Source organism: Thauera sp. SDU_THAU2 (assembly GCF_038260575.1).
Taxonomy (GTDB): domain Bacteria; phylum Pseudomonadota; class Gammaproteobacteria; order Burkholderiales; family Rhodocyclaceae; genus Thauera.
On sequence record NZ_JBBWUN010000003.1, the window covers coordinates 2,502,959 to 2,525,480 of the forward strand.

Below are 22,522 nucleotides of genomic sequence, written 5' to 3' on the forward strand. Positions count from 1 at the left end.
CCTTACAAGGTGAAACGAAAAGTAATTCTTGGAATGGTGTCAAACCCGTCCACGATACTGAGCTTAGAGATTTTCAGGTCATTCCGTCCGCATCTCCCGCAATTTTTTGGTGGCATGGAGATCAATGCATCCGAAGGCGGCACATAAACCGCTTTCCACCCACACTGGCAGCAGGTGTATTGCACTGGCGATGGTTTGACTGGCATTTCTTTCCTTGATTACGTCGAGTCAGGCGTTTAGATGTCTCTGTAGCCGCACTTTGGAAGCGCTGAATAGATCGTCGTTCGTCAAAACAATGGCGCGTAGCCATCTGATTTTTCATGCCGCGCTGGCGTAAGAACAGAATAAATCAGCGCTTTACATTATTTCATTCGCCATAATTATGATGTCATTCAATCTGCATCCCCCCTGTTCGTTGCCGGGCTCTGATGTCCTTACCCGCGCTACACAGAATGGCGGTGACGCCACATAGAGCGCCAGAATCTGCGCTATAACGATCGTCCCAGCAGAGGCAAGCAAACTCACGTTGCACCGAGTAATGTCGTATCCATATAAATCGATGTGTTTGAACTATACAAGTTGCAAGCGATTACGGAATTGCTGGGAGCTACTTAGAATGCGCGGGGACGTGACATGGGTCACAATGCAGCGCACGACTTGCCGTACCGCTCGTCGTTGCACCGCTTCTTCCTTGCACTGCACCGCCCCACTGCCGATAATCCGCACACGCTCGGAACAGCCGCCGCACATGAAAGTCATCCCGATCCACCACGCGCCGATCCCGCCGCCAGCCAGCGGGCTGGCACAGACTCCCGCCGCGAGCGGCGCCGTGCTCGACCGGCGCGGGCGGGCGATGCGCGACCTGCGCATCTCGGTCACCGACCGCTGCAACTTCCGCTGCATCTACTGCATGCCGCGCGAAGTGTTCGGCGACGACTACGCCTTCCTGCCGCGGCGCGAGCTGCTCAGCTTCGAGGAAATTCTGCGCCTGGCGCGGCTGTTCGTCGCCCGCGGCGTGCGCAAGATCCGCATCACCGGCGGCGAGCCGCTGCTGCGCAAGCACCTGGAAAACCTCATCGAGATGCTCGCCCGGCTCGACGGCGTCGAAGTGACGCTGACGACCAACGGCGTGCTGCTGCCGAAGATGGCCCGTCGCCTCAGGGACGCCGGTCTGAACCGCGTCACCGTCAGCCTGGATGCGCTCGACGACGCCCTGTTTCGCCGCATGAACGACGCCGACTACCCGGTGGAGAAAGTGCTGGAAGGCATCGCCGCGGCCAGCGATGCCGGCCTCGGCCCGATCAAGATCAACATGGTGGTCAAGCGCGGCACCAACGACGGCGACATCGAGGCGATGGCGGCGCACTTCCGCCACAGCGGCCACATCCTGCGCTTCATCGAGTTCATGGACGTCGGCGCCTCCAACGGCTGGAAGATGGACGAGGTGCTGCCCTCGCGCGAAGTCGTTGCTCACATCGACCGCCTCCATCCGCTGGAGCCGGTGTCGCCCAACTACACCGGCGAAGTCGCCGAGCGCTGGCGCTACAAGGACGGCGGCGGCGAGATCGGCGTGATCTCGTCGGTGACGCAGGCCTTCTGTTCGTCCTGTACCCGTATCCGGCTGTCGACCGAAGGCAAGCTCTATACCTGCCTGTTCGCCCAGCAGGGCCACGACCTGCGCGGCCTGCTGCGCGCCAACGCGGACGATGCCCGCCTCGACGCCGCGATTGCCCAGGTATGGCAGCAGCGCGAGGACCGCTACTCCGAGATCCGCAGCGCCGCGACCGCGGCGCTGCGCAAGATCGAGATGTCCTACATCGGCGGCTGAAACATGGCTCAGCCTCCGTATCCGAAATACCGCGATGCGCGGATCGGTCGATGCCGCGGACGCGCTGGCATTGCAAAATACGAATCCGCCCCAATCTGGAATCGGCTCACTCTCGACGCCCGCGACAGGCTCTCGAGTGCGCGCGCCTCACAACGAATCTGATACCCGACCGGAGAACAACCGATGCGCCAAGCCGAACGCGCCATCTTCGACCTGCGACGCGGCCTCCCCATCCTCGTGCGCGACAACGGCAGCACCACCCTGATCCAGGCCGTCGAAGGCCTGGACGACAAGGCGCTGGCCGAACTGCAGGCGCTCGGCGGCAGCCTGCCCCGTCTCGTGCTGTCCAGCCACCGCATGGCGGCGCTCGGCTTCGGCGACACCGAACAGCCGGCCGCCGTCTCGCTGTCCCCGCTGCCCGACAGCAAGGGCCTGCACGAGCTGGCCAGCAGGCGCGATGCCCGCCTGCCGGCCGGTGCCCGCCACGCCCCTGCGGGCAAGGCCGACCGGGCGGCGATCCGCCTGCTGTCGCATGCGCTGCTGGTGCCCGCCGCCGTCGCCTGCGACGTCGCCGCCGCACAGGCCGCGCAAGTGGAAGCCGAAGTGGCGAGCGGCAACCTGCTGGTGGTCGATGCCGACATCGCGCTGCAGCTCGGTGCCGGCGGCCCCGGCGCGCTGAACCGCATCAGCGAGGCCCGCGTGCCGCTGGCCGAAGCCGAGAACAGCCGCTTCGTGCTGTTTCGCGAGGCGGACGGCGTCCATGAACACGTCGCCGTCGTCATCGGCGACCCGGCCGGGTGGCCGGACGACGTGCCGGTGCGCCTGCATTCGTCCTGCCTCACCGGCGACCTCTTCGGCAGCCTGCGCTGCGACTGCGGCGAACAGCTGCGCCGCGGCGTGGCCGCGATCGATGCCCAGGGCGGCGGCGTGCTGCTCTACCTGTCGCAGGAAGGGCGCGGCATCGGCCTCGCCAACAAGCTGCGCGCCTACGGCCTGCAGGACGAAGGCCTGGACACCATCGACGCCGACCAGACGATCGGCTTCTCCAAGGACGAGCGCAACTTCCGCGTCGCCCACGAAATGCTGGAACAGCTCGGTATCTCGCGCATCCTGCTGCTGACCAACAACCCCAGCAAGGTCGAGGCGCTGCAGCGCGCCGGCATCAGGGTCACCGCCCGGCAGGCGATCTACGGCGAGGTCACCCGGCAGAACCAGCGCTATCTGGCGACCAAGGCCGCACGCCACGGACACTGGCTGCACGATCTGCTCGACGAGCAGGACGAGCCTTCGTCGCAGCAGCCCGGAGAGCCTGCCTGCCCCCGAAGCAGCCGCACGCAACTGAAACCGGCACGTCGCCGAAGGCGAGCACGATGACCTCCACTCGGCCGGCCGACCGCGGCGATGGTGAACCTCCGCCAGCGGGCGGCCCCTCGTACAGGTGCCGCATCAGGCCGCTGAATGCCGCGATCGCGGCGGCCTGCCTGCTTGCCGTCGTGGCGCTGTGGCTGATCACGCTGCAGCGGATCGCCTTCGAGCGCGACCAGGCCGTGGCAGCGGCGATGAAGTCCAACTCGAACCTGGCGATCGCCTTCGAGCAGCAGGTCTTCCGCACGCTGAAAGCGGCCGAGCAGGTCGCGGTGTTCGTGCGCGACCGCTATCTGCAGCGGGGTCCAGGCGTCGACCTGCGTGAGCTGATCGACCAGCAACTCATCCGCGAAACCTCGTTCAGCATCGTCAGCGTGGTGAGCGAAAACGGCAACATCCTCAGCAGCACCAGCCGCCTGGCCAACAGCGCCATCAACTACGCCGACCGCGAGTTCTTCATCGCCCAGCGCACGCCGGGGGAGGACACGCTGTTCATCAGCCAGCCGGTGCTCGGCCGCGTTTCCAGGCACTGGCAGATTCCGATGTCGCTGCGCATCTCGCGCCCGGACGGCAGCTTCGGCGGTGTCGTCGTGATGTCGGTGCCACCGACCGATTTCACCGATTTTTATCTCCAGGCCGACCTCGGGCAGCAAGGCCTGCTGGAACTGGGCAAGCTCGATGGCGGAGTACTGAGCAGAACGACCGGCAGCCGCAACGAGTTCGGCCTGGACGCCACTTCCCTCGCCTGGTTCCAGCGCCGCCAGGAAAGGCCCGAAGACGGCTTCGTCGACGACGGCAAGACCACCGACGGCGTGGCACGCGTCGTCAGCTACCGGACCATGGCAGGCTACCCCTTGATGGTGACCGTGGGCACGGCCTACGAAGACGAGCTCGCACCGACCCGGCAACGGGAAAGCAGCTATCTGCTGATGGCGGGCGGCGCCACGCTGGCGCTGCTGACCTTCGCCTGCCTGCTGATCCTGATGCTGGCACGCCAGCGCACCGCCGTCAGTGCCGTGCGGGCCAGCGAAGCCCTGTTCCGGGCGACCTTCCACCAGGCGGCGACGGGCATCGCCCGCATCGCCGCCGACGGGCGCATCATCGGCGCCAACGAAAAATTCTGCCGGATGCTCGGCTACAGCCAGGAAGAGCTGCACACGCGCACGATCTTCGACCTGGGCGACAGGCACGAGGAAGAGCGCGTGCGGCAACAGCTGCAGCAACGCCTGTCGGCGCCGCTCGCGCCGTCCTCCCCCGAAATCGAGAAGACCTACCGGCGCAAGGACGGCTCCATCCTCTGGGTCTGCGAAGCGCTCAGCGCGGTCACCGACGCCGACGGCCGGGCCAGGTTCCTGGTCGCGGTCACGCAGGACATCACCGCCCGCAAGGAACTCGAGGAACGGCTCTCGCACGCGGCCCTGCACGATCCGCTGACCGGCCTGCCCAACCGCCTGATGTTCATGGACCGCTTCGACCAGGTGCTGGAATCGGCACGCCGCCATGGCGGGCTTGCCGGCATCCTGTACATCGACCTGGACGGCTTCAAGGAAGTCAACGACAAGCTCGGCCACGCGACCGGCGACCAGTTGCTGTGCGAAGTCGGCCGGCGGCTGCAGAGCTGCGTCCGCGCCGAGGACACCGTGGCGCGCTTCGGCGGCGACGAATTCGGCGTCGTGCTGGCCTCGCTGGGCAAGGCCGCAGACTGCGAAGCCGTGGCACGGAAGATCATCGATACGCTGGCCACGCCTTTCGGCCTGGAAGCCGGTGCCGCCAGCAGCACCGCCATCCGCGTTTCGGCCAGCGTCGGCGCCGCCGTGTATCCGGTACACGGCACTGAGGCCACCCTCCTGCTGAACCTGGCCGATACGGCGATGTACGTCGCCAAGAACGCCGGCCGGAACCAGTTCAGCTGGGCGCCGGGCAACCTGCCCGCGCTGCCCTGAAGCCGCCCCGGCCCCGCTCAGCTCCTGACCGGCCTGACCTTGCCTGCCGCCAGCGTGGCGCGCTCGCGCGCCTCGGTCACGTCCGCGCCATTGGCCACCGCCACGCCCATGCGGCGCTTGTCGAAGGCCTCGGGCTTGCCGAACAGGCGCAGGTCGCTGCGCGGCACCGCCAGCGCCTCGGCGACGCCTTCGAAGGCGATGCCGGCCGCCTCCATGCCGCCGTAGATCACAGCCGACGCACCCGGCTCGCGCAGCGCGGTATCCACCGGCAGGCCGAGGATGGCGCGTGCGTGCAGCTCGAATTCGGAGAAGCGCTGCGAGCACAGCGTGACCAGGCCGGTGTCGTGCGGCCGCGGGCTGACTTCCGAGAACCACACCTGGTCGCCCTTGACGAAGAGTTCGACGCCGAACAGGCCGCGGCCGCCGAGATTGCCCGTCACCGCCTCGGCGATGCGGCGCGACTCGGCCAGCGCCACCGCGCTCATCGGCTGCGGCTGCCAGGATTCGACATAGTCGCCCGCCACCTGCCGATGGCCGATCGGCTCGCAGAAATGCGTCCTGACTTCGCCGTCCGGGTCGCGTGCGCGCACCGTCAGCAGCGTGATCTCGTAATCGAAATCGACGAAGCCCTCGACGATCACCCGTCCCTGGTTCACCCGCCCGCCGGACGCGGCGTAGTCCCAGGCCTTCGCCACGTCGTCCGGCCCGCGCAGCGTCGATTGGCCCTTGCCCGACGAGGACATCACCGGCTTGACGATGCAGGGATAGCCGATGCCGCCGTCGATGGCGGCCTGCAGCGCTTCGAGCGAATCGGCGAAATGGTAGGGCGACGTGGGCAGGCCCAGTTCCTCGGCGGCGAGGCGGCGGATGCCCTCGCGGTTCATCGTCAGTTGCGCGGCACGCGCGGTGGGAATGACTTCGGCCAGGCCGGCAGCCTCGATCTCGGCCAGCATGTCGGTGGCGATGGCCTCGATCTCGGGCACGATCAGATGCGGGCGCTCGGCCTCGACCAGTGCACGCAGCGCAGCACCGTCGGTCATCGGCATCACGTGGGCGCGATGCGCCACCTGGTGGCCCGGCGCGTCAGCGTAGCGGTCGACCGCGATCACCTCGACGCCGAGGCGCTGCAGCGCAATGGCAACTTCCTTGCCCAGTTCGCCGGCGCCGAGCAGCATCACGCGCAGCGCGCTGGACGACAAGGGGGTACCCAGCTTCATGCAATCACTCCTTGAAATGGGAATCGCGGCGCGGAACGGGGACGGGGCCGCGGAGTGCGCATGGTAATACGGCAGGCGCCGGTTTCGTTCCCGCTCAGTTCGCCTCGGCCTCCGCCGGGCGTTCGTAGCGGTAGAGCAAGGTGTCGCATGCCGTGCAGGACACGATGCGGCGCGTATCTTTCCCGGAACCGAGACCCTCGTCCTTCAGCTCGGTCTTGCCGCAGGCGTGGCAGCTCGGCTCGGCTTTGCCGTGCGCGGCGAGAAAGTCCTCGCGCAGCGGCAGGGCGCGCTTCTGCCTCTCCTTGCGCTGGTGTGCGTACAACAGCAGCCACATGAAGAAGAACAAGCCCATCAGGAACAGCATCGGCACGAATTTGGACATGGGCATCAGCCTCGCAACGCAAAAAGCGGGAAATTCCAGTCTAGGCAGGCCGGCCGGGCCTGTACCTGTCAGGGATCAAGTGCGGGAACTGACCGCCGCATCGGCCGCGGGTTCCAGCTCGTCGAAGCGCGCCGACTCGATCTTGTGGAAATGGGCGCTGATCTTGCGGCTGGAAGTCTGCACGTCCTGCACGTCGCGGCTGGCCTGCTCGATGTGGCGCGCCAGCGCCGCCATGCGCTCGTCGAAGCGTTGGAAATCCTTCGCCAGCTTGCCCAGCGCATCCTGGATGACGTGGATCTGCTTGCGCGTCTCGACGTCCTTCAGCACCGCGCGCGCGGTGTTGAGCACCGCCATCAGCGTGGTCGGCGACACGATCCAGACCCGCCTGAGCTGGGCATGGGCGACGACCTCGGGATGGTAGGCATGGACTTCGGCGAACACCGCTTCGGCCGGCAGGAACATCACCGCGCCATCCGACGTCGTGCCGGGCAGGATGTACTTGCCGGCGATGGCGTCGACGTGGCGCTTGAGATCGACGCGGAAGGCACGCTGCGCGGCATCCCGCTCCGCCTGCCCGGCGGCGTCGAACATGCGGTGGTAGTTCTCCAGCGGAAACTTGGCATCCACGGCGATGCAACCGGTCGGCTCCGGCAGGCTCAGCAGGCAATCGACGCGCGTGCCGTTGGGCAGCACCTGCTGGAAGGAAAAGGCCTCGGGCGGCAGCATGTTGCGCACCAGGGCCTCGAGCTGCACTTCGCCGAAGGCGCCACGCGCGCTTGTCGCCAAGCAGTTCCTGCAGGCTGACGACGTTGGTGGTAAGACCGTCGATCTTCTTCTGCGCCTCGTCGATCGTCGCCAGCCGGGCCATGACATTGGCGAAGGTCTCGTTGGTCTTGCGGAAACCTTCGTCGAGCCGCTGGTTGACCTGGCCCGACAAGGTGTCCAGGCGCCCGTCCACGCTCTGCGTCAGCGCCTGCATGCCGCGCGACAGCTGCATCGACGCCGCGGTCAGGCCGCGCTGCAGCAGTTCGCGGTCGGCGCGCGCATGCTCGCCGATGCGGTCGGTCTGGCGCGCCATGCCTTCGTGCAGGTCGCGCAGGATCTCGCGGTGCTGGGCGCCGAGCTGCTGCTCCATCGCCTGTTCCAGATAGTCCGCGGCACGCTGCGGCAGGTCCCGCTCGATGCTGTGCAGGCGCACCAGCGCCCACACCAGCAGCAGCGCGACGCCGCCCAGCGCCGCCAGCAGCAGTTCGGTTTCATTCATCATCGGCATATCGACCGGCACTCTACCGAACAATGCCGCCTATCGCCGGCAGCAGCAGCGCTCGCCGCATTGTAGAATCGCGCTTTCACCTCAAGGTCCCCGCTCCCGCCATGGCAGCCTTCATCACTGAAAAAATCCTCTCGGTCCATCACTGGAACGACACCCTGTTCTCCTTCACCACCACACGGGACCGCGCGCTGCGGTTCGAGAACGGCCAATTCGTGATGATCGGCCTGGAAGTGAACGGACGGCCGCTGATGCGCGCCTATTCGATCGCCAGCCCCAACTACGAGGAAACCCTCGAATTCCTCAGCATCAAGGTGCAGGACGGCCCGCTGACCTCGCGCCTGCAGCACCTGCAGCCGGGCGACAGCCTGCTGGTTTCGCGCAAGCCGACCGGCACCCTGGTGCTGCACGACCTGAATCCCGGCAAGCACTTGTACCTGTTCTCCACCGGCACCGGCCTGGCGCCCTTCATGAGCGTGATCCGCGACCTCGACGTCACGACCACTTCGAGAAGGTCGTCCTGATCCACGGCGTGCGCTACGTCAGCGAACTGGCCTACAACCACTACATCACCCACGAACTGCCCCAGCACGAATTCCTCGGCGAGGCCATCAGCGAAAAGCTGATCTACTACCCCACGGTCACCCGCGAACCCTACCGCAACCAGGGCCGCCTGACGACGCTGATCGAAAGCGGCAAGCTGTTCGAGGACATCGGCCTGCCGCCGCTGGACCCCGCGGTGGACCGCGTGATGATCTGCGGCAGCGCGGCGATGCTGAAGGATTCCCGCGACCTGCTCGACCGCCGCGGCTTCAAGGTGTCGAAGCGGATCGGCGAGCCGGGCGACTACGTCATCGAGCACGCCTTCGTCGAGAAATAAGCCCGCGTCAGGCCAGCGCACGCAAGCTGGCCAGCGGCGGCCGCGACAGCAGCCGGCGGGTGCCCAGCCAGCCGCCGGCGACGACACCCGTCGCGCCCAGCAGCACCGCCACCACCACCGGCAGCAGCGCCGGCACGTAGGCCATCTTGAACACCTGCTCGGCCAGTACCCAGCCGATCGCGCTGGCACCGATGCCGGCCAGCACGCCGGCCACGCCGCCGAGCACGAGGAATTCCGCCAGCAGCGCCTGCCGCACCTGACGGTTGCGCGCCCCCAGGGTGCGCAGCATCGCCAGTTCGTATTCACGCTCGTCGTGGGTGGCCTGCAGCGCCGCGTACAGCACCACCAGACCGGCCAGCACCGCAAAGCCGAACACGAACTGCACGATGACGATCAGCTTGTCGGTCATCGCCTGCACCTGCGCCAGCACCGCGGCGATGTCGATCACCGACAGATTGGGGAAAGCGCCGACCAGCCGGGTGGTGAAATCGTGGTTGGCGGCCGGCAGGTGGAAGCTGGTGATGAGGCTGGCGGGGTAGTCCTCCAGCAGCCCTTCCGAAGCGATGAAGAAGAAGTTCACCCGCATCGAATCCCAATCGAGCTTGCGCACGCTGCTGATCGGGGCCTCGACGCGCTCGCCGGCGATCTCGAAAGTCACGCGGTCGCCCAGCTTCAGGCCGAAGGTCTGCGCCAGCCCCGCCTCCACCGAAAACTGCGGCGTGCGCTCGCCGCCGTGCCAGCGGCCGGCCTGCACTTCGTTGCCGCCGGGCAGCCGGGCGGAATAGGACAGGTTGAACTCGCGCTCGGCCAGGCGCCGGGTGCGCTCGTCCTCGTAGCGCTCGAGCTCGACCGGCTCGCCGTTGATCGCCACCATGCGGCCGCGGATCATCGGCTGGATGTCGGGCACGACCATCCCTTCGGCGGCGAACAGCTCGGCCACGCCGGCACGCTGGTCGGGCTGGATGTTGATGACGAAGCGGTTGGGTGCGTCCGGCGACGCCATCGCGCGCCAGTTGTCGAGCAGATCGGCGCGCACCAGGGTCAGCAGCAGCAGCGCCGTCATGCCCAGGCCGAGCGCCGCGGCCTGGATCACGCTGCCGCCCATGCGCCGGCCGAGCGTGGCGACACCGTAGCGCCAGCCGCCGCCGCGCAGGCTGCCCTGCCCCTTCAGGCTGCCCGCCAGCTTCAGCACCCACCAGGCCGCCAGCGCGAACACGCCCAGCGCAACGGCGAAGCCGGCCGCCACCATCGCTCCCAGCCGGGCATCGGCGGCGATCCAGAAGATCAGGCCGAGCAGCGCGACCAGCCCCAGCGCCCAGGCCGTGCCGGACAGCGGCTCGGCCAGGTCGAACTCGCGCCGCAGCACGCGCAGGGTGCTGACCCTGCCCAGGCGCAGCAACTGCGGCAGCACGAAACCGGCCAGCAGCGCCATGCCGACCACCACGCCGTGCGCCAGCGGCAGCAGCGAAGGCGCCGGCAGTTCGGTGGCGAGGATCTCGCGCAGGCCGCCCGCCAGCCCCCATTGCACCGACCAGCCCAGCGCCGTGCCGGCCACCGCGGCGGCGAGGCCGAACAGCAGGAATTCACCGACGACCACGCCCAGCACCTGCGCCTGGCTGGCACCCAGCACCCGCATCACCGCGCAGCCGTCGAGGTGGCGGGCCATGAAGCGCCGCGCCGACAGGCCGACCGCGACCGCGGCGAGGATCACCGCCAGCAGTGCGGCGAGGCGCAGGAAGCGCTGCGCCTGGTCGAGCGCCGAGCGCACTTCGGGGCGGGCGTTTTCCACCGTCTCGACGCGCTGACCACGGCCCAGGTTGGCGTCCGCCCACTTTTCGTAGGCTTCGACTGCCTGCGGCGCGCCCGCCACGTGCAGCCGCCAGGTGGCGCGGCTGCCTTCGACGATCAGGCCGGTGGCAGCCAGATCCTTCAGGTTGAAGATCGCGCGCGGCAGCAGGCTGAAGAAGTTGGCGCCGCGGTCGGATTCGAACGTCACCATCGCACCGACGCGGAACTCGACTTCGCCGAGGCCGACCCGATCGCCCACCGCGATCCCCAGCTCGGCGAACAGGCGTTCGTCGAGCCAGACTTCGCCTTGTGCCGGCACCCGCCCTGCGACTTCGTCCGGCTGGTTGGGGCCGGCTGCGATACGGATCGCGCCGCGCAGCGGGTAGCCGTCCTCGACGACCTTGACGCCAGCCAGCACCGCCGCCTCTTCGGTGCTCGCCATGCTGGTGAACAACACCGTTTCGGCAGTCTGCAAGCCGCGATCGCGCGCTTCGCCGGCGACCTCAGCCGGCCATGGCCGGTCGGCACGCAGCAACAGGTCGCCGCCCAGCAACTGGTTGGCCTCGCGGTCCAATGCGCGGCCGACGCGGTCGGCCAGGAAGCCGACGCTGGTCAGGCTGGCCACGGCGATGACGATCGCCAGCCCGAGCAGGTGCAGTTCACCCGCGCGCAGGTCGCGCAGCATCATGCGGAAAGCCAGGCGCAGCGTCTTCATCGATTCCTCCGTCGGCCTCAGCGCGACGCCGCCAGCAGGGTGCGCGCCAGTTGGCACCAGTAGGCGACACCGGTCGGCAGCACCTCGTCGTTGAAATCGTAATGGGGATTGTGCAGCGTGCAGCCGCCCTCGCCCGGCCCGTTGCCGATCCAGACGTAGGCACCGGGCTTCTCCTGCAGGAAGTAGGCGAAGTCTTCCGCGCCCATGCTCGGGCGGCGGTCGGTGAACACCCGCTCCGGACCGGCCACCGCGCGCGCCGCCTCGGCGCACAGCGCGGCTTCGTCGGCGGTGTTGATCGTCGGCGGGTAGCCCCGCCGGTATTCGAAGGCAAGCTGCACGCCGTGGCTGGCGGCGATGCCTTCGGCGACCTGGCGCAGGCCGCGCTCCAGGCGGTCGCGCACTTCCGCGTCGAAAGTACGCACCGTGCCGCACAGCTCTGCGCGGTCGGGAATGACGTTGTAGGCCTCGCCGGCATGGAACTGGGTCACCGACACCACGCCGGCGTCGATCGGATCGAGCCTGCGGCTGACCAGGGTCTGCGCCGCCTGCACGAAGGCCGCGCCGGCCACTACCGGGTCCACGCCCAGGTGCGGCATCGCCGCGTGGGCGCCGACGCCGGTGAAGCGGACGTCGAAACGGTCGGCGCTGGCCATCACCGGGCCGCTGTGGATGGCGAAGCTTCCCGCCTCCATGCCCGGCCAGTTGTGCATGCCGAATACGGCTTCCATCGGGAAGCGGTCGAACAGGCCGTCGGCGATCATCGCCGGCGCGCCGCCCTCGCCTTCCTCGGCGGGCTGGAAGATCAGATACACCGTGCCGTCGAAGTCCTTGCGCGTCGCCAGCGCCTCGGCGGCGCCGAGCAGCATCGTGGTGTGGCCGTCGTGGCCGCAGGCGTGCATGCAGCCCTGTATGGTGGATTTGTGCGCAAAAGTGTTGCGCTCGGTGATCGGCAGCGCATCCATGTCGGCGCGCAGGCCGATCGCGCGCAGGCTGCGGCCGCCGCGCACGACGCCGACCACGCCGGTGCCGCCGATGCCGCGATGGGTCTCGATGCCGAGCGCTTCGAGATGGCGGGCGACGAGCTCGGCGGTGCGGTGCTCCTCGAACGCGAGCTCGGGGTGGGCGTGGATGTCGCGCCGGATGGCGGTGAGTTTGCCGTGCAGGGGACGGACGGATTCGATGACGCTCATGGCTGCACCGTGCGGAAGTCCATTGGGGGAGAGAGTGTATTCTGCCTCAGCGCACCGCCGGCAGCGGAATCTCGTCGCTGCGCCGGGCGCCGGCGGCAAAGGCGCGGCAATCGTCGAGGAAGCGGCGAATGGCCGCGCTGTGGTACTTGCCGCGGTGCCAGGCGAAGCAGAAATGCCGTTTCAGATCCAGTTCGGGCGTTTCGAGCGGCACCAGGCTGCCACGGCGAAAGGCGTCGCGCAGCGACAGCCGCGACAGGCAGCCCAGCCCCAGCCCGCTTTCCACCGCACGCTTGACCGCTTCGGTGTGCTCCAGTTCCAGCCGGGGCAATACACCGCCCGGCCAGTGGCGCAAAGCCTGGTCGAAAGTCTCGCGCGTGCCGGAACCGAGCTCCCGCAGGATCCAGGGCTCCCAGGCGATCTCGCTGAACGCCACCGTCTTGCGCCCGGCCAGGCGATGGCCCGGCGCGCAGAACACCACCAGTTCGTCCTCCACCCACTGTTCCGTTTCCAGTTCGCGGTCGACCACCAGGCCTTCCATCAAGCCGAGGTCGATCTCGTAGCGCGCCAGCATCGCGGTGATGGTGGCGGTATTGCGCACTTCGAGCTTGACCCGGCTTTCCGGGTGGCGTTGCAGGAACTCGGAGACGATCAGCGGCAGCAGGTAGTTGCCGATCGTCAGCGTCGCGCCGACGCGCAGGCTGCCCAGGCCGCGTTCGCCGCGCAGCAGCGCATCCATCTCCTCGGCGCGGTCGAGCAGTTCGACCGCGCGCGGCAGCAGCAGCCTGCCCTGCTCGTTGAGGCGCAGGCGCTTGCCGTGGCGGTCGAACAGCTGCTGGTCGAACTGGCCCTCGAGTTCGGCCAGCGCGGCGCTGGTGGCGGACTGCGACAGGCTCAGCACCTCCGCCGCGCGCGACACGTTGTCGTTGCTGGCGATGGCGACGAAAACCTGGATCTGGCGCAAGGTGAATCGCATATCTAATTTACAGGTAACTCATATGAAGATTATCCACTAAACGAGTAAGCCAGCGCATCTAGAATGCACCCCATTTCCATTCGCCCAGCAAGAGCGCCCGCCATGAGCAACCTGCTTACCGAACGTGTCATCAGCGTCCATCACTGGAACGATTCGCTGTTCAGCTTCCGCACCACCCGCGACCCGGGCCTGCGCTTCGAGAACGGCCAGTTCGTGATGATCGGGCTGGACGTCGATGGCAAGCCGCTGACCCGCGCCTATTCGATCGCCAGCCCCAACTACGAGGAGCACCTCGAGTTCTTCAGCATCAAGGTGCAGGACGGCCCGCTGACCTCGCGCCTGCAGCACCTGCGCGAAGGCGATCCGGTCATCGTCAGCAAGAAGCCCACCGGCACGCTGGTGCTGCACGACCTGAATCCCGGCAAGCACCTCTACCTGCTCGCCACCGGCACCGGCCTGGCCCCCTTCCTGAGCGTGATCCAGGACCCGGAAACCTACGAGCGCTTCGAGAAAGTGGTGCTGATCCACGGCGTGCGCTTCGTCTCCGAGCTCGCCTACACCGACTTCATCACCCAGGAACTGCCGCAGAACGAGTTCTTCGGCGAGCAGGTCCGCAAGCAACTGATCTACTATCCGACCGTCACCCGCGAGCCCTTCCGCAACACCGGCCGCATCACGCATGTGGTCGAGACCGGCAAGCTGTTCTCCGACATCGGCCTGCCGCCGCTGGACCCGGCGCAGGACCGCGTGATGATCTGCGGCAGCCAGGCGATGAACGCGGACTGCTGCGCCATGCTCGACGCCCGCGGCTTCAAGATGTCGCCGCGCATCGGCCAGCCGGGCGACTACGTGATCGAGCGCGCCTTCGTCGAGAAATAAACCCGCAAACTTTTTCAAGCATGCGGGGCTCCAACTCCTCCCAACCCCTTCCGGAGCCTCGCATGTCTTCTTCCATCCACGACATCGAAGTCGAGCGCCTGGCCGGCGGCACTGCTACGCTGGGCGAATACGCCGGCAAGGTGCTGCTGATCGTCAATACCGCCAGCCAGTGCGGCCTCACCCCGCATTACGCCGGACTCGAGAAGCTGTACCGGACCTACGGGGACCGCGGCCTGGTGGTGCTCGGTTTTCCGTGCAACCAGTTCGGTGCGCAGGAACCGGGCAGCGCCGAGGAAATCGGCGCCTTCTGCGACAAGAACTACGGCGTCAGCTTTCCGATGTTCGCCAAGATCGACGTCAACGGCGACGACGCCCATCCACTGTACGTCTGGCTGAAGCAGCACGCCAAAGGCATCCTCGGCACCGAGGCGATCAAGTGGAACTTCACCAAGTTCCTCGTCAGCCGCGACGGCCGGCACGTCGAACGCTACGCACCGACGACCACGCCCGAGGAGCTGGTGCAGGACGTCGAAGCCATGCTGGCTGAAGCGCAGGGCTGAAAAACAAATCCCGTCCCCGCAAGAGCGCGTCGGAGAGGCTTCAGCCGCGAACACGGCCGTGGAAGCCGCATCGCAGCCCTGTTCGCGGCTCGGCGCCCCCGGCTAAGGCCACTCGCACGGAGAAAGCTGGAGGACGGCAGCACTTCGCTAGCCTACAAGAGACGAGGCCACATGAAGCCTCCCCTCCAGGATGCCAGCGCCGCCCCGCTCGGGGAGACTGCCGCCTTTTCGCCCGACCCCAACCGTCTGCGAGGTAAGCAATTGGCCCAGTACGTCATGTCGATGCTGCGCGTGAGCAAGATCGTTCCGCCCAAGCGCCAGATCATCAAGGATATTTCGCTCTCCTTCTTCCCCGGTGCCAAGATCGGCCTGCTCGGCCTCAACGGCTCGGGCAAGTCCACCGTGCTGCGCATCATGGCCGGCGTGGACAAGGAATACGACGGTGAGGTGCAGTGGCTCGCCGGCCAGCGCATCGGCTACCTGCCGCAGGAGCCCGAGCTCGACCCGGCCAAGACGGTGAAGGAAGAAGTCGAGTCCGCGCTGGGCGAGATCATGGAGGCGCGCCAGAAGCTGGAGGAGGTCTACGCCGCCTACGCCGAGCCCGACGCCGACTTCGACAAGCTGGCCGAGGAACAGGCGAAGTACGAGAACATCCTCGCCACCGCCGGCAGCGACATCGAGCACCAGATGGAAATCGCCGCCGACGCACTGCGCCTGCCGCCGTGGGACGCCGTCATCGGCAATCTGTCCGGCGGCGAGAAGCGCCGCGTCGCGCTGTGCAAGCTGCTGCTGTCCAAGCCGGACATGCTGCTGCTGGACGAACCGACCAACCACCTCGACGCCGAATCGGTCGAATGGCTGGAACAGTTCCTGACCCGCTTCCCCGGCACCGTGGTGGCCGTCACCCACGACCGCTACTTCCTCGACAACGCCGCCGAGTGGATCCTCGAACTCGACCGCGGCCACGGCATCCCGTGGAAGGGCAACTATTCGTCCTGGCTGGAGCAGAAGGGCGAACGGCTGGCGCAGGAAGCCAAGCAGGAAGCCGCGCACCAGAAGGCGATGAAGCAGGAGCTGGAATGGGCGCGCTCCAACCCGAAGGCGCGCCAGGCCAAGTCCAAGGCCCGGCTGGCCCGCTACGAGGAAATGGCCAGCGTCGAATACCAGCGCCGCAACGAGACCCAGGAAATCTTCATCCCGCCCGGCGAGCGCCTCGGCGACAAGGTCATCGAGTTCGACAAGGTCAGCAAGGCCTTCGGCGACAAGCTGCTGATGGACAACGTCAGCTTCAGCATCCCGCCGGGTGCCATCGTCGGCATCATCGGCCCCAACGGCGCGGGCAAATCGACGCTGTTCAGGATGATCGAAGGCCGCGACACGCCGGACTCCGGCAGCGTCGAGATCGGCCAGACGGTGAAGATCGCCGCGGTCGACCAGAGCCGCGAAGGCCTGGCCAACGACAAGACGGTGTTCGACGCCATCGCCGACGGCGCCGACGTGCTGACCGTGGGCCGCTTCGAGATGCCGAGCCGCGCCTACATCGGCCGCTTCAACTTCAAGGGCGGCGACCAGCAGAAGATCGTCGGCAAGCTGTCCGGCGGCGAGCGCGGCCGCCTGCACCTGGCCAAGACCCTGATCCAGGGCGGCAACGTGCTGCTGCTGGACGAGCCGTCCAACGACCTCGACGTCGAGACCCTGCGCGCGCTCGAAGACGCGCTGCTGGAATTCGCCGGCTGCGCGCTGGTGATCAGCCACGACCGCTGGTTCCTCGACCGCATCTGCACCCACATCCTGGCGGCAGAAGGCGATTCGCAATGGACCTTCTTCGCCGGCAACTACCAGGAATACGAGGAAGACAAGAAGAAGCGCCTGGGCGAGGAAGGCGCCAAGCCGAAGCGCATCCGCTACAAGCCGATCGCACGCTGATCCAGGTGGGCCGCGGGGCAGGCGGCGCCGTCGATGGCGCCGCCGCTCAGCGCCTGGTTTCCGCCATCTGCAGGATCAGCAGCGCCAGCCGCCTGCGCAGGGCGCTGCGCCGCGCCCCTTCCTCCAGGCCCGCGATCTCGCTGCGCAGCCGGGCGATTTCCTTGCGCAGGCCGATCTCCGGCGGGCAGAAGCCGGCGTTGCGCAGGATCGTGTTGACCATGCGCTGCTCGGCCGGCACCAGCGCCTCGTCGTCGAACAGCAGCGGCCTCCCTGCGCCCGGCAGGTGATCGAAATCGCCGCGGCGCAGGGCATCGGCGATGCGCTGCTCGGCGAGAATGTCGTGGATCGACGCCAAGATCAGGGCCCTGTCGCGGCACCGTAGGCATGGGCCTTCAGGATGTCGAGATCGACGACTTGCAGCGCGGCTTCGTGGGTCGCCTCCAGCACCACCGGCGGCGCCGCACCGGCCTGCCAGGCCTCCTTCCAGCGCATCGCGCACAGGCACCAGCGATCTCCCGCCTTGAGCCCGGCAAAGCGGTACTCGGGCCGCGGCGTGGACAGGTCGTTGCCGACGCTGCGCGAAAAGCGGAGAAATTCATCGGTGACGCGCACGCAGACGACGTGCCGCCCCAGGTCGTCCGCACCCGTCTCGCAGCAACCGGTACGAAAGAAGCCCGTCAGCGGAGCATAGCTGCAGGCGAGCAAGGGCCCGCCCAGTACGTTTTTCGAAGTGTTCATGCCAGTCCAGTCAGGTTTGTCCGCCATTCGGGCAGCAAGCATGCCTCTGCCGCGGGATGCGGACAGGATAGGGTTTTGCTTACGGAATGCGCCTGCCCGATACGCATCTTCGATTGGATTACATTCGCATTTGCTGCTGCATCGCGATTGCTGTTATTTTAGTCCTTTTACGAAATCTGTCGGATTCCTTGCTCATGGCGCGCAACACTGACTCCAATCGCGAATTCATCAGTACCGCTCAAGCCGCTCGCCAACTCGGTCTGTCGCTCGGAGCCGTTCAGCAGATGGTCGAAAGCGGTGCGCTGGCCGGCTGGAAGACGGCCGGCGGCCACCGTCGCATCCGACAGGACTCGGTCGACGCCCTGCTCGCCCGCAGCCAGCAGGGCAGCACGCCTGCCCGCCAGCGCAACGAAGGCAGCAAGCTCCGCGTGGTGGTGGTGGAAGACGACAGTCTGCTGCAGACGCTCTACCGCGAGACTTTCGCCAGTTGGCCGATCGACATCGAGTTGTGCGTGCTCGACCATGGCCTCGATGCCCTGGTCGAACTCGGCCGCCAGCCGCCCGACCTGCTGGTCGCCGACCTGCGCATGCCGGGTCTGGACGGTTTCGAGATGATCCGCCGCCTGCGCGAGAACCCGGTCGCCAGCGAAACGGCGATCGTCGTCGTCTCCGCCTTGACCGCCGACGAGATCGAGGCCGAAGGCGGCCTGCCCGAAGACGTGACCGTCTATCGCAAACCCGTGCCCTTCCATCAGTTGCAGGGCTACATGCAGGCTCTGGTCGCCCAGCACAAGCGCATACGCTAGTTCCTTCGCGTCAGCGGCTTCGCCTATGCGCATTCTGTCCCTGATCGAGGCGCTGAGCCTGCGCGCAAAGCTGATCGCGATCTTCGTCGCGATCAAGGTCGTTCCACTGCTGCTGCTCGCGCTCTTCGCCTGGGGCGCCACCAGCGACCTGGCCCGGCGCGTCACCTACCGCGTGGTCTCGATGTCGGACGAGATGCGCGAAACCCAGCGCATCACCGGCAAGACGGCAATCGACGATGCCATCGAAGCGCTCGACAACCGCTCGCGTGAAGCCATCGAGGAACTCACCACCGGCATCGCCCACGAAGTCGCGCAATTCCTTTACGACCGCGACCAGGACATTCGCCGGGCAGCCGCCATCGAACCCACGGCGGCCCGCTACCGGCGCTTCATCGACAACCACCACCGCCTGCTCGAGGATCACGGCGCCTACCGGCCGAGCGATGACGGCAAGGGCTGGGTCGAAGTCGATCCCCCGGCGCCGGACATCCGGCTGGTGCGGGCTCCCCTGCCGGACAACGCACACAACCTGCACTATCGCGCGCCCAGCACCGCTGCCAAGGTCCAGCCGCGTCCGCTGTTCCTCGAAATCACCTTCATCGGGCTCGACGGCGTCGAGCAGGTCAAGCAGTTGAGCACGAGCGGAGCCCGCCTGCTGTCGCCCGAACTGCGCGACATCAGCCGCCCCGAGAACACGTTCGTGCGTGCCGAGCGCTACTGGCCTGAACTGAAGAAACTCCGGCCCGGCGAAATCCACGTCTCGGACGTGATCGGCGCCCAGGTCCGGACCCAATGGATCGGCCCGTATACGCCCGAGGCTGCGCGCGAGCAGCAACGGCCCTTCACCCCCGAGCAGTCCGGCTACGCCGGTCTGGAAAACCCCGTCGGCAAACGCTTCGAAGGCCTCATCCGCTGGGCGACGCCGGTCGTGCAGGACGGCAGCATCATCGGCTACGTCACGCTCGCGCTCGACCATGCGCATCTGATGGCCTTCACCGACCACGTGCGCCCCACGGCCGCGCGACGCGCGCCGATCGCGGACCCGGAATCGGGCAACTACGCCTTCATGTGGGACTACCTGGGACGCAACATCTCGCACGCCCGCGACTACTTCATCCACGGCGTCGACCCCGACACCGGCCAGCCGGCCCCGCCGCTGCTGGACACCGAGCTGTACGACGAATGGCAGGCCAGCGGCCTGCCCTGGCACGCATTCGCGCTGCGCGTCGAACTCTATCGCGACCAGCGCCTGACGCGCCAGGCTCACCCCTCATCGGTCGCGTCCGGCTGGGTTTCGCTGGACTGTCGCTACCTCAACTTCTCGCCGCAGTGCCGCGGCTGGCACGACCTGACCGAACACGGCGGCTCGGGCTCGTTCAGCATCTTCTTCAGCGGCCTGAGCAAGCTCACCACGGTGGCGACGATTCCCTACTACACCGGCAACTACGGCAGGACGCCGCGCGGCTTCGGTTACGTCACGATCGGCGCCAACGTCGATGAGTTCCATCGCGCCGCCACCGAATCGGGACGCCGCATCGCCGACATGATCGCGCTGGCCGACCAGAAGACCCGCGACGAACGCGACGCGCTGATCGCCGACATCCACCACAACCTGCACCAGACCACCATCGGCATCACGGTATCCACGCTGATGATGATCGCCGCCGTGATCCTGATCGCGATCTGGATGGCCCACCTGCTGACGCGGCGCATCACCAACGTCATCGGCGGCATCTACCGCTTCCAGCACGGCGACCTCGATCACCGGCTGAAGGTCCGCGGCCAGGACGAGATGGCCCAGTTGAACCACTCCTTCAACCGCATGGCCGATGCCGTGCAGGCTTCGATCGTGCGTCTCGAGGACGCGCGCCGTACCGCCGAGCAGGCCAACCGCATGAAGAGCGAGTTCCTCGCCAACATGTCGCACGAACTGCGCACGCCGCTCAACGGCATCATCGGCCTGGCCGAAGTGCTCAGCCTCGAGACCGCCGACGACGAGATGCGCGAGCATGCGGAAACCATCCGCGACAGCGGCCAGCACCTGATGGCGGTGCTCAACGACGTGCTCGACCTGGCCAAGATCGAGGCCAACCGCCTCGTGCTCGACGTGCAGCGCGTCGCCATCACCCCGCTGTTGTCGACCATCGCCGCGCTGCACCGCGTCGGCACCAGCGCCAAGGGGGTCGAGCTGGTCACCGAACTGCCCGACACCGCCTGCGAGGTCGACGCGGATCCGGTCCGCCTGCGCCAGATCATCGACAACCTGCTCTCCAACGCGGTGAAGTTCACCCACGAGGGCCGTATTACAATCCGCGTCCGCGAACGGGATTCGCATATCATGATCACCGTCGCCGACTCGGGCATCGGCATTCCGGCAAACGAACTGCCGCACATCTTCGAGCCTTTCTACCAGGCGGAGAACTTCCTGACACGGCGCCATCGCGGCACCGGCCTGGGCCTGTCCCTGGCGCGCCAGATGACGGAGATGATGGGCGGCAGGCTCGACGTCGAATCGACACCTGGCGCCGGCTCGGCATTCACCGTGACCCTGCCCCGTAAAGCCGCAGCGAGCGAGGCACGCAGCCCATCATGAACATCTCGACACAGCTTGCTTTCGTCACCGACGACAACGACATCAACCTCAAGGTCGCCAACGCCCTGCTCAACCGGCTCGGCTGGACGGTCGAGACCTTCGACAACGCGCCCGCCATGCTGGCACGGCTGGAAGACGTCCAGCCGGCGGCGATACTGCTCGACATCTCGATGCCGAACATGGGCGGCGAAACCGCCTGCGCACTGATCCGCGCCCGGCCGGAATGGCAGGGCATCCGCATCATCGCCTACACCGCGCATGCCATGAGCGAAGATGCCGAGCGCTTTCTGAGCGGCGGTTTCGATGCCACCCTGATCAAGCCGATCACCTTCGCGTCGCTGACGCAAGCGATCGGCAGCCCGGAGCGGGGCTGAATGCAGGCCTCTCCATACACCCACTTCGATCCCCGGGCCCTGCTCACCGACCTGTTCGACAATCACGAGATCGTCCGCACGGTGCTCGCCGCCTTCGGCGACTGGCGCAGCACCGCCGAGGGCGAACTCCGCACCGCGGCCGAAGCCGGCAACGCGCCGCAGCTCGCGCGCATCACCCATGCACTGCGCGGCACACTGGCACAGATCCACGCCACTGCGGGGGCGGACATGGCCAGAGCGCTCGAACAGCGCTGCAAGTCCCCGGCAGCCGGTTTCGTGCCCGGGCCGTCCGATATCGGCGCGCTGCTGCAGGAACTCGGTGCCGTCGCCGGGGAAGTCGCCGACTATCTCGAACGAAACTGAACTGCAAACTCGCCTGCTTTCGACCCGGACCAGAGAGGCCGATCGATGCGGGAAGCCGAAAGCCTTTCAAAATCTTCTTCCAGATTCCCGTTCGGGCGACTATAATCGCCGGCTTCCCGGACAGGTGGATGAGTGGTTTAAGTCGCACGCCTGGAAAGCGTGTTCAGGGTAATACCCTGACGCGGGTTCGAATCCCGCCCTGTCCGCCAGAATCATCGAAAAGGCCCTGCTCCCTCCTAGGGTCTTTTTTGCATCGGTCCCGTATGCCTTTCAGCCTGAGCAAGCACACCCTCCCGGAACTGGAGACGCTGCTTGCCGAGATCAAGCAGGAAATTGCAGCGCGCGAAAGTGCGGCCCAAGCGCCCGCCATACCGCCTGCAGTCGAAGCCGTGACCGAGGCAGCGCCCTCCCCGACGGATGAAACGCCTCCGCCGCCAGAACAGGCAGCGGCAAGCGCGGCCACGCCCGTGATCCGCTATGTGCATCCTGCCAGCCGCACACTGACCTGGACCGGTGAAGGCCCGATGCCCGAATGGATCACGGCCTATCTGGCGCACGGCGGCTCCTGGAGCGCAATGGAGAACGCCGCGGAAAAGCTCGCTGCCAGCCATCGCCTGAGCGTCCGCCTGTCGCCAGCCACGGGCACCGAGCCGCCTGGCAGACGTTGAGCCTCAAGTAGTGCACACGACGAAGGCCGTGGCGCTTCATCGCGCCACGGCCTTCGTTCTTCGC

General features: G+C 67.0%; 18 protein-coding genes, 1 tRNA gene and 2 pseudogenes. 13 read left to right on the top strand and 8 right to left on the bottom strand.

The window, feature by feature from the left end:
• Positions 1-748: 748 nt before the first annotated feature.
• The 3 genes from moaA to AAFL97_RS13175 all read left to right on the top strand — a co-directional run bounded on the left by moaA (position 749) and on the right by AAFL97_RS13175 (position 5,136).
• On the top strand, positions 749-1,828 hold the full coding sequence (gene moaA, locus AAFL97_RS13165; RefSeq protein WP_341645301.1) for a GTP 3',8-cyclase MoaA: 1,080 nt from the start codon (positions 749-751) through the stop codon (positions 1,826-1,828).
• A gap of 183 nt (positions 1,829-2,011) precedes the next feature.
• Entirely contained in the window at positions 2,012-3,202 is a 1,191-nt protein-coding gene (locus AAFL97_RS13170) for a GTP cyclohydrolase II (protein ID WP_341645302.1), read from the top strand.
• Entirely contained in the window at positions 3,199-5,136 is a 1,938-nt protein-coding gene (locus tag AAFL97_RS13175) for a bifunctional diguanylate cyclase/phosphodiesterase (RefSeq protein WP_341645303.1), read from the top strand. Before AAFL97_RS13170 ends, AAFL97_RS13175 begins: the two co-directional genes overlap by 4 nt.
• Before the next feature lie 17 nt (positions 5,137-5,153).
• Here AAFL97_RS13175 and purT read toward each other — a convergent pair whose 3' ends face one another.
• The 3 genes and pseudogenes from purT to AAFL97_RS13190 all read right to left on the bottom strand — a co-directional run bounded on the left by purT (position 5,154) and on the right by AAFL97_RS13190 (position 7,999).
• Complete coding sequence (gene purT / locus AAFL97_RS13180) at positions 5,154-6,353, bottom strand: formate-dependent phosphoribosylglycinamide formyltransferase (RefSeq protein ID WP_341645304.1); 1,200 nt, start codon at positions 6,351-6,353, stop codon at positions 5,154-5,156.
• A 94-nt stretch (positions 6,354-6,447) separates the two neighbouring features.
• Complete coding sequence (locus AAFL97_RS13185) at positions 6,448-6,735, bottom strand: hypothetical protein (protein ID WP_341645305.1); 288 nt, start codon at positions 6,733-6,735, stop codon at positions 6,448-6,450.
• Positions 6,736-6,810: 75 nt separating this feature from the next.
• Positions 6,811-7,999 (bottom strand): annotated as a pseudogene (locus AAFL97_RS13190) (DNA recombination protein RmuC).
• Between the two features lie 110 nt (positions 8,000-8,109).
• On the opposite strand from AAFL97_RS13190, the pseudogene AAFL97_RS13195 reads away from it, so the two are divergent.
• A pseudogene (locus tag AAFL97_RS13195) lies at positions 8,110-8,885 on the top strand (ferredoxin--NADP reductase).
• A 7-nt stretch (positions 8,886-8,892) separates the two neighbouring features.
• Here the strand turns inward: AAFL97_RS13195 and AAFL97_RS13200 are convergent.
• Genes AAFL97_RS13200 through AAFL97_RS13210 form a run of 3 tightly spaced genes read right to left on the bottom strand, consistent with a single transcriptional unit; the run spans position 8,893 to position 13,551 of the window.
• Entirely contained in the window at positions 8,893-11,388 is a 2,496-nt protein-coding gene (locus tag AAFL97_RS13200) for an ABC transporter permease (protein ID WP_341645306.1), read from the bottom strand.
• 17 nt (positions 11,389-11,405) lie between these two features.
• Complete coding sequence (locus AAFL97_RS13205; protein ID WP_341645307.1) at positions 11,406-12,578, bottom strand: M20 aminoacylase family protein; 1,173 nt, start codon at positions 12,576-12,578, stop codon at positions 11,406-11,408.
• Positions 12,579-12,624: 46 nt separating this feature from the next.
• Positions 12,625-13,551: a LysR family transcriptional regulator gene (locus AAFL97_RS13210; RefSeq protein ID WP_341645308.1), complete on the bottom strand. Its 927-nt coding sequence runs from the start codon at positions 13,549-13,551 to the stop codon at positions 12,625-12,627.
• Between the two features lie 102 nt (positions 13,552-13,653).
• On the opposite strand from AAFL97_RS13210, the gene AAFL97_RS13215 reads away from it, so the two are divergent.
• From AAFL97_RS13215 to ettA, 3 genes are all read left to right on the top strand, one after another.
• Positions 13,654-14,430, top strand: a complete 777-nt coding sequence (locus tag AAFL97_RS13215; RefSeq protein ID WP_341645309.1) for a ferredoxin--NADP reductase — start codon at positions 13,654-13,656, stop codon at positions 14,428-14,430.
• A gap of 62 nt (positions 14,431-14,492) precedes the next feature.
• On the top strand, positions 14,493-14,990 hold the full coding sequence (locus tag AAFL97_RS13220; protein WP_341645310.1) for a glutathione peroxidase: 498 nt from the start codon (positions 14,493-14,495) through the stop codon (positions 14,988-14,990).
• Between the two features lie 261 nt (positions 14,991-15,251).
• Positions 15,252-16,916 carry an energy-dependent translational throttle protein EttA gene (ettA, locus tag AAFL97_RS13225; RefSeq protein WP_341647164.1) on the top strand — a complete coding sequence of 555 codons (1,665 nt, stop codon included), beginning with the start codon at positions 15,252-15,254 and terminating at the stop codon, positions 16,914-16,916.
• A gap of 46 nt (positions 16,917-16,962) precedes the next feature.
• On the opposite strand, the gene AAFL97_RS13230 is transcribed toward ettA, so the two are convergent.
• Together AAFL97_RS13230 and AAFL97_RS13235 are read right to left on the bottom strand one after the other, a co-directional pair.
• Entirely contained in the window at positions 16,963-17,271 is a 309-nt protein-coding gene (locus AAFL97_RS13230) for a DnaJ family domain-containing protein (protein ID WP_341645311.1), read from the bottom strand.
• A gap of 2 nt (positions 17,272-17,273) precedes the next feature.
• A complete protein-coding gene (locus tag AAFL97_RS13235) occupies positions 17,274-17,654 on the bottom strand; it encodes a DUF2237 family protein (protein ID WP_445954497.1) in 381 nt (126 codons plus the stop codon).
• Positions 17,655-17,848: 194 nt separating this feature from the next.
• Between AAFL97_RS13235 and AAFL97_RS13240 the strand changes: the two genes are divergently transcribed.
• The 6 genes from AAFL97_RS13240 to AAFL97_RS13265 all read left to right on the top strand — a co-directional run bounded on the left by AAFL97_RS13240 (position 17,849) and on the right by AAFL97_RS13265 (position 22,458).
• The gene (locus tag AAFL97_RS13240) at positions 17,849-18,460 is read left to right on the top strand and encodes a response regulator (RefSeq protein ID WP_341645313.1); all 612 of its coding nucleotides are present in this window, start codon (positions 17,849-17,851) and stop codon (positions 18,458-18,460) included.
• 25 nt (positions 18,461-18,485) lie between these two features.
• The gene (locus tag AAFL97_RS13245) at positions 18,486-21,053 is read left to right on the top strand and encodes a sensor histidine kinase (protein ID WP_341645314.1); all 2,568 of its coding nucleotides are present in this window, start codon (positions 18,486-18,488) and stop codon (positions 21,051-21,053) included.
• The gene (locus AAFL97_RS13250) at positions 21,050-21,427 is read left to right on the top strand and encodes a response regulator (protein ID WP_341645315.1); all 378 of its coding nucleotides are present in this window, start codon (positions 21,050-21,052) and stop codon (positions 21,425-21,427) included. The genes AAFL97_RS13245 and AAFL97_RS13250 overlap by 4 nt, the downstream gene beginning before the upstream one ends.
• Positions 21,428-21,790 carry an Hpt domain-containing protein gene (locus tag AAFL97_RS13255; protein ID WP_341645316.1) on the top strand — a complete coding sequence of 121 codons (363 nt, stop codon included), beginning with the start codon at positions 21,428-21,430 and terminating at the stop codon, positions 21,788-21,790. It begins immediately after the preceding gene.
• A 118-nt stretch (positions 21,791-21,908) separates the two neighbouring features.
• Positions 21,909-21,999: transfer RNA gene (locus tag AAFL97_RS13260), tRNA-Ser, on the top strand.
• Positions 22,000-22,053: 54 nt separating this feature from the next.
• The gene (locus AAFL97_RS13265) at positions 22,054-22,458 is read left to right on the top strand and encodes an H-NS family nucleoid-associated regulatory protein (RefSeq protein WP_341645317.1); all 405 of its coding nucleotides are present in this window, start codon (positions 22,054-22,056) and stop codon (positions 22,456-22,458) included.
• The last annotated feature ends 64 nt before the right edge of the window (positions 22,459-22,522 follow it).